5 protein-coding genes and 1 pseudogene are annotated in these 7,426 nt (G+C 75.5%); 3 read left to right on the plus strand and 3 right to left on the minus strand.

Annotation, left to right across the window (positions count from 1 at the left end; all coding sequences use genetic code 11):
* Positions 1–79: 79 nt before the first annotated feature.
* Positions 80–604 (minus strand): DUF2505 domain-containing protein, encoded by a 525-nt coding sequence (locus ACFWEJ_RS25135; protein ID WP_377231907.1) that lies wholly within the window; start codon positions 602–604, stop codon positions 80–82.
* A gap of 160 nt (positions 605–764) precedes the next feature.
* Here ACFWEJ_RS25135 and ACFWEJ_RS25140 point away from each other — a divergent pair, with 160 nt between their 5' ends.
* A complete protein-coding gene (locus tag ACFWEJ_RS25140) occupies positions 765–2,246 on the plus strand; it encodes a sensor histidine kinase (protein WP_285105921.1) in 1,482 nt (493 codons plus the stop codon).
* Between the two features lie 97 nt (positions 2,247–2,343).
* Here the strand turns inward: ACFWEJ_RS25140 and ACFWEJ_RS25145 are convergent, their stop codons facing one another.
* Complete coding sequence (locus tag ACFWEJ_RS25145; protein ID WP_026365970.1) at positions 2,344–2,592, minus strand: WhiB family transcriptional regulator; 249 nt, start codon at positions 2,590–2,592, stop codon at positions 2,344–2,346.
* Positions 2,593–2,879: 287 nt separating this feature from the next.
* Here ACFWEJ_RS25145 and ACFWEJ_RS25150 point away from each other — a divergent pair, with 287 nt between their 5' ends.
* Positions 2,880–3,302, plus strand: a complete 423-nt coding sequence (locus ACFWEJ_RS25150) for a hypothetical protein (protein WP_377231908.1) — start codon at positions 2,880–2,882, stop codon at positions 3,300–3,302.
* On the opposite strand, the gene ACFWEJ_RS25155 is transcribed toward ACFWEJ_RS25150, so the two are convergent.
* A complete protein-coding gene (locus ACFWEJ_RS25155) occupies positions 3,250–6,795 on the minus strand; it encodes an FtsK/SpoIIIE domain-containing protein (RefSeq protein WP_377231909.1) in 3,546 nt (1,181 codons plus the stop codon). The genes ACFWEJ_RS25150 and ACFWEJ_RS25155 overlap by 53 nt on opposite strands.
* A 440-nt stretch (positions 6,796–7,235) precedes the next feature.
* Between ACFWEJ_RS25155 and ACFWEJ_RS25160 the strand changes: the two are divergent.
* Positions 7,236–7,426 (plus strand): annotated as a pseudogene (locus ACFWEJ_RS25160) (ABC transporter ATP-binding protein); the annotation flags it as partial.

Consider the following 7,426-nt stretch of genomic DNA (forward strand, 5'->3'; position numbering starts at 1 on the left):
GGGCCGCACCGTCCGGTGCGGCCCGCAGGGGCATCCTGGCAGGGACATCCCCGTCAGGGGAAGTCCCGTCCGGGACGGCTCAGGCCGTTCCCGTGCGCTTGCCGGCGAGCCAGTCGCGCCCCGCCTCGGCCTCGGTCTCGAGGGTGGTGCGCACGGCGCTGACCGCGGCTTCCTCGATCACGGTGCCGAACAGCGGCACCGTCGCCCGGACGTCGCCCGCGTAGGTGAGGCGGGTGCCGCCGTCGGGCAGGGCGGTCAGGGCCGCGGTGGCCGTCACCCGCACCGGCGCGCCCAGGATCTCGACCGCCACGGTGCCCGTCCGGCGCCCGTCGGACGCCGCCTCCCAGGCCTCGGCCTGGCGGATCTCGAGGTGCGCACCCACGAACGGGCGGGCCTGCACGGGGATGATGTCGGTCGGCAGGGTGCGACGAACCACCACGGTGAAGCCGGTGACCGCGGTCCCCGTGACGTCGGCCTGCTCGACCACGCCGTTCACCGAGCCGGTGGAGCGCTGGGCGCGCCACCGCACGAACGACTCGTCGGCGAGCATCGTGGAGACGTCGTCGATGTCTGCGGGGAACGTCAGGTCCACTGTCAGGTGCACGGGCTCTCCTCCTCGCGCCGACGGGGCATGCCGGTGGTCGAACTCTAACCGACGCGTTGCGCGCGTCCGATCCGGGGGAGCCGCGGCTGCGCCCCGGGTACGCGCCGCGCCCTCATCGGGCCATGCGTCGGTTCCGACATAGGCTGGGCGCGTGTCCGCGATGAGTGACCTGATCCTTGAGCACGCCGACCTCGAGCCGGCCGACGTGGAGTGGCTGCATCTCCTGGTCGGCGACTGGCAGGTGGTCTCGGACCTCGCGTTCGCGGACCTCGTCCTGTGGCTGCCGACCGACGACGGGCGGTTTGTCGCGATCGCGCAGTGCCGGCCGTCGACGGGTGCCACCGTGCACTACGACGACGTCGTCGGCTCGTTCGCGCCCGAGGGGCAGCGCCCGCAGCTCGCGAAGGCGATGGCCGAGGCGAAGGCGCAGCGTGCCCGCGAGCCGCGCTGGTTCGGCGCGTACGCCGTGCGGGAGGAGGCGATCCCCGTGGTGCACAAGGACACGGCGGTCGCCGTGATCGCGCGGCAGACCAACCTCGGTTCGGGCCGCACGCCGTCGCGCCTGGAGCTGAACTACGTCGAGGCGGCCGACGACCTCGTGGCGATGATCCCGCGGGGCGAGTTCCCCCTGCCGAACGCCGCGACCGGTTCGCGCCGCGGTGCGCCCCGCGTGGGCGACGGCCTGATCCGCCTCAACTCCGAGGGCGAGGTGCTGTACGCCAGCCCCAACGCGCTGTCGTGCTTCCACCGGCTCGGCGTGATCGGCCCGCTCGTGGGGCAGTCCCTCGTCGAGGTGACGGCGGACATGGTGGAGCAGCTCCAGCCCGTGGACGAGTCGCTGCCGCTCGTGGTGATGGGGCGCGCCCCGTGGCGCACGGACATCGAGGCGCACGGGGTGTCCCTGTCGCTGCGCGCGATGCCGCTGACCGACCGCGGCCAGCGCATCGGCGCCGTGCTGCTGTGCCGCGACGTGTCCGAGCTGCGCCGGCGCGAGCGTGAGCTCATCACCAAGGACGCGACGATCCGTGAGATCCATCACCGCGTGAAGAACAACCTGCAGACAGTGGCCGCGCTGCTGCGGCTCCAGGCCCGGCGCATGGACGTGCCGGCCGCCAAGGAGGCGCTCGAGGAGGCCATGCGGCGCGTCTCCACGATCGCCCTGGTGCACGAGAGCCTCTCGCAGACGCTCGACGAGCAGGTCGAGCTCGACGACATGGTGGGCAGGGCGCTACGGCTCACGGCCGACGTCGCCTCGGCGGACACCTCGGTGCGGACCGTGCGCACCGGCTCGTTCGGCATGGTGCCCGCGCAGGACGCGACGCCGCTCGCCCTGGTGCTGACGGAGCTGGTCACCAATGCGGTCGAGCACGGGTTCGTCGGGCGTTCCGCGGGCACGGTGGAGATCGCTGTGGAGCGCGAGAACTCCGACCTGCGGGTGGTCGTGGCCGACGACGGCGTGGGGCTGCCCGAGAACGGCGGCGCCGGCGGGCGGGGCCCCGGCAGCGGCCTGGGCACGCAGATCGTGCGCACGCTCGTCACCAACGAGCTCGGCGGGACCATCGAGTGGTCGGCGCGGCCCGGCGGCGGCACCGAGGTGGTGCTGCAGCTCGTGCTGCGGGTGGCGGAGCCGGCCCGCTCCTGACGGTGTCAGGAAAGACGCGAGCCACGCCTGGGCGGAGGGGGCGTGCTCAGGCGTGGCTCGCGGAGATCGTGGTGCGGGGTGGTGCTGTGCTGTCGGTTCAGCCTGCGCGACGAGCGCGCGCGGTGCGGCGCTTGAGCGCACGGCGCTCGTCCTCGCTCATGCCGCCCCAGACGCCGGCATCCTGGCCGGACTCGATCGCCCACTTGAGGCAGGTGTCGACTACGTCGCAGCGACGGCACACGGCCTTGGCCTCCTCGATCTGCAGCAGGGCAGGGCCCGTGTTGCCGATGGGGAAGAACAGCTCGGGGTCCTCTTCGAGGCATGCTGCGCGGTGGCGCCAGTCCATGGTCACGTACTCCTTGGAAGGAACTTCCCACCGTCCGGCTCGCCACTAGGGAGCATCGTCGTCGTGCGTCTGGGGCGCGCAGGTCTGGTTGTGGATCGTTTTCCGATCCCTGAGCGCCAGGCGGCGACCGACGGGGGTGTGTTCGGGGGTGTGTGGGATTGCTGCATCTAGGTTCACACGCTCGTGAACGCTCGCACAAGGGGTTACGGCGAAGTTTCTGACCCATGAACCCTGAGGTATCCGTCACACTATTGTGAATACCCGTCTCACAAGTATCCTAGTCCGTCGTGCCCGTACTGGAAGCCTTTTTCGCGCCTCGTGTCCCGCCGTTTCTTCGTGCCCTGGTGATCGGCGTCGTGGTCGAGGTGATCGGCCTCGTTGCTTTCGCGCTGGTGCTCCTTGGTGAACTCATTACGGGCGGTTCCATGTCGCTGGGAGTGAGCCTCTTTCTGGTTCTGTTCCTCCTGGGAGTCGCCTGGGTTCTCGTGGTGTGCTGCCGGGCACTTCTCGCGGGTCGTCGATCCGGTCGCGGACCCGTCGTGACCTGGCAGCTCTTTCAGATCATCGGGTCGATCGCGGCGATCGGGAGCGGCAGCGGACCCTCCGTCCCGGGCGGGTGGGTGGCCCTCGTGATCGCGGTGGGCGTGGCCGTGCTGCTCATGACGCCCTCCGTCGTCGCGGCGACGTCCGGGACCCGCTCGGAGGACTGAGCCCCGGGGGCCGGTCCGGCGGCGTGACCTCCGGCTCCAGCACCTGGCACAGCACCGGATCGCCCCGGCCGCACCACGCGGCCCGGCCCGGCGGCCCGCCTGCACCCGCGAGCATCGCCGGTGCCCCGAGCACGACGTCGGCCGCGCGGTCGGTGCTCAGCAGCACCAGGTGCGGCCCGAACCGCGCGGCCAGGCCGCCCACGGACGGGCCGTCGGCCGTGACGGCGAACGCGGCCCCCGAGCGCAGCGCCGCGACGGGCAGCGTGGCGCGCACGTCCTCGACGCCGTCGATCAGCACCAGCGTGCGGGGCGCGGCGGGCGCGGCGGGCGCGGGGCTGGTGCGGCTCCCGGGGCCAGTCCGGCTCTCGGTGCCGGTCCGAGACGCGTCGACGCCGGTCACGGGCTCGCCGGACAGCAGCCGGTCCAGCGCCTCGGCGTCGTCCGGGTGGCTGGTGCCGGTGTAGCCGGGACGGTCCCGCAGCGCTCCCAGCCCGGCGGCGTCGTGCGTGATCCCATGGACCCGCCAGCCCTGGCGCAGCGCCGCCAGGGCCACCGTGACCAGGGCGGTGGTGCGGCCCGACCGGGCCCGGCCGAGCACCGCGAGGTGGCCGTCCTTCGGGCGCCAGGTGACCGTCGTCCGGCGCTGTCCTTCCGGGTCGTCGCCCAGCGCGAGCGCGAGGCCGCCTCCGTCCCGTCGGGTGCGCGGGGGCAGGTCGGCGGCCCCGGCGGACCGGGGGAGGGGCGGCAGCCAGGGCGGCGCGCCCGGGCGGTGACCCAGCATGTCGGCGGCGCGGCGGACGGCGTCGACGACGAGCGTGGCGGTGTCCTGCCCGGGGGTGTCCTGGCTGGCGGCGCCCTGCCGTGCGGCGTCGTGTCCTGGGGCGTGAGGCCCGACGGCGTGAGGCCCGACGGCGTGCGGCGCGGCAGGGTGCGGCGCGGTAGCGTCCGATTCCGCGGCGTCCAGGGCGGCGATGCGTTGTGCGGCCGCGCGACCTCTTAGGCGTGCGGGCGCGCGGCGCACCAGCGGCATCCGCGGTTCGGGCGGCCTCGTCGCGTGCGCGCACTGCAGCAGCACGGGCGGCGCCGATCCGAGGCGCAGCACGGCCCTCCCGGGCGTCGCGCTCGGGAGGTATGCGGCGGCGGGGTCGTCGACCACGTCGCGCGACTCCAGCGGATCGGTGACCCGGAGCGCCAGCCGGGCGCTGACGTTGGCCCGCAGGTCGGGGCCGACGGCGCCGCCCGGCCGCTGGGTCGCGAGCACCAGGTGCACGCCGAGCGACCGGCCCTGCGCCGCGACACGCAGCAGGGCCGGCAGGAACGCGGGCAGGTCGTCGGCCAGGGCGCGGAACTCGTCGATCACGACGACCAGCCGGGGCAGCACACCGGGCGGCAGGGCGATGACGTCGGCCGCGCCGCGCTCGGCGAGCACCCGTTCCCGGCGCCGCAGCTCCGCGCGCAGCCCGGCGAGGGCCCGCGCGGCCAGGCCGGGTTCGAGGTCGGTCACCTGCCCCACCACGTGCGGCAGCCCGTCGCAGGCGCCGAGGCTCGCGCCGCCCTTGAAGTCGACCAGCACGAGCGCCAGGTCGGCGGGCGACCGGGCCAGCGCCAGCCCGAGCACCAGCGTCAGGAGCAGCTCGGACTTGCCCGACCCGGTGGTGCCCGCCACGAGCAGGTGCGGCCCGTCCCGGACCAGGTCCAGGAGCACGGGCGCGCCGTCCGCGCCGAGGCCGAGCGGCACGGACCAGTCGTCGGCGGGGGCCCGGCCCGCAGCGGACGCCCGGCTCGCTGTGGACGCCCGGCTCGCTGCGGACACCCGATCCGCCGCGGCCGGCCAATCCGCTGCGGCCGGCTGACCCTCTGCGGACGCCCGGCTGTCGGCGCGGGCCCAGCGAGCGGCGACGTGGTCCGGTCCCGGGATCTCGTCGAGACCGTGCGCCCTGGTCAAGGACACTGCGGCGGGCAGGCGCGGGTCGTCGGCGCACGTCGTCGCGAGGCTCCACCGGGCGTCGGCGGTCCCGGCGAGGGCGCTGCCGGCGCCGGCGACGAGGGCGGGGCCGGTCTCGCTGCCGCCGATCGAGCCCCGCAGCGTGGCTGCCGTCCGGCCGAGCCAGGCGGCACCCGCCAGCAGGCGGGCCAGGTGGTCCGCCCACTCGACGGTGACGCCGACCAGCGGCACGGTCCGCGCGGCGCCGTCCGGGCCCGTGATCCGGACCCGGCGCGGGTCGAGCACCTGGACAACCGCCCGGCAGCCGGGCGGTACGGCCCCGACGGACACGACCAGGTGGGCGGACGACGGGGCTGGCCTGCCCACCGTGCCGCCGCTGACCACGTCGCGGCGCACCACGCCGCCGCCGATCCCACCGCCGGGCACCCCGCCGTCGGCGACCGCGCCGTCGACCACCAGCACCGACGCTTCGCCGCCCGGGAGCCAGCGGACCCAGGCCCAGCCCGGGGCGCCGTCGTCGACCCGCACGGCCGCGCCTCGGGCGGCGAGCCCGGCGACCAGCGCGCGGGCGACCGACCGGGCGAGGTCCGCGGGACCGAGCACGGCGACCGCGCCGTCCCGCAGCAGCGCGGCCCATCCGTCGTCCGGCGCGGACGGGAGGTCCATCGCGGCCCCGGACACCCCGCCGGGCGCCGCGCCAGGGGTCGTCGCCCCACCTCGAACCCGGGGGGCCGCCCAGGCCGCCCGCGCCGCCGCCCACGCGCCCGGCGAGACGTGCAGCGCGGCGTGCGCGAACGCGAGCAGGCGCGCCGGCCCGGGCAGCTCCCGCGACCCGCCGCCCGCAGCACCCCGGCCCGCCGTCCGCCGTCTGGCGGCGCGCAGCTGCGGGGCGGCCACAACCAGGCCTACCAGGGCGAACACCGCCAGGACCGGCTGGCGCAGGACCGCCGCGAGCACCAGCGACGCGACCGCGGGGAGCAGCACGAGCGGCCACGAGACGCCGCCCGGTGCGGCCTCCGGCCGGGGCACGAGCAGGTCGGCCGGACCCCGGGACCGGCGGATCGCAAGACGTCCGCCCCGGCACAGGCGTACCCACGCACGCAGGGCGGCCCACGGGCCGTCGACGCCCACGATCGTCCCGGCGTCTAGACCGGTCACCCGGACGACGAGCCAGGCCCCGCCGGGACCGCCGGCGCCGAGCCCGGAGCCGGGCCCGGAGCCCGGCCGGGCTCCCGGCCCGGCGACCAGCCCGCCGGCGCTGTGCCCCACACCCTCCGCGACCGGCCCGGCCCCGTCCGCCCCGGCCCCGTCCGGCCATCGCACCCGCAGCACGGCGCCGGGCAGCAGCGGTCGCTCGCCGACCACCTGGTCGTCGGTCAGGCGCACACCGTCGACCGTCAGCGGCGCCCACCGCAGCTCGGGGCGGCGGACGAGCGCGGCCAGCGGCGCGCGCACGTCGCCGAGGCGCGTGCCCGGTCGCAGGAGCAGGTCCTCGCCGGGGTGCAGGGTCACGCGCACGGCGCCGTCGGACGACGAGGTGGAGGTCATGCCCCCAGCCTTGCCGCCGGTCGGCCGGTCCCAGCGCCCTGACCAGGGTTTCTGTGCACAACCCCGGTTTCCACAGGCTCTCCGTCGTGCTCCCTGGGGCAGAACCCCTGGGGGACTGCCCCTACCCGGGACCGACGAGATGTACGACCAAGGGATGACACGACCAGGGAAGGATCAGGCCGACGCCCGATGTCCAGACCGGCCCCGGCTCCGTAGGTTCGTTGCTGCCGGCCGAACCGGGGTCCACCCCGGGAAGGCCGGACCACTTCCGGGCCGCACACGGGACACCTTCCCGCAGGCGATGCCCGGCGCGTGCCGCCACGGGCGACCCGCACATCAACCACAGCACGCACAGCACGCACAGCACGCACAGCACGCACAGCAGCGCCGGCATCCAGCAGCGTCGCATCAAGCAGCGTCGATCACCGAGGAGAAATCTCGTGGACACCACCGTGTACGTCCCGGCGGACCAGCCGGCTCCGGGCTCGGGCGGGGCCGCCCGTGCCGTCCGGGCCAGGAACCTGACCAAGACGTACGGCAAGGGTGAGGCGATCGTGCGCGCCCTGGACGGCGTGGACGTCGACTTCGAGCAGGGCCGGTTCACCGCGATCATGGGCCCCTCCGGCTCGGG

Source organism: Promicromonospora sp. NPDC060204 (genome assembly GCF_042728455.1).
Taxonomy (GTDB): Bacteria; Actinomycetota; Actinomycetes; order Actinomycetales; family Cellulomonadaceae; genus Promicromonospora.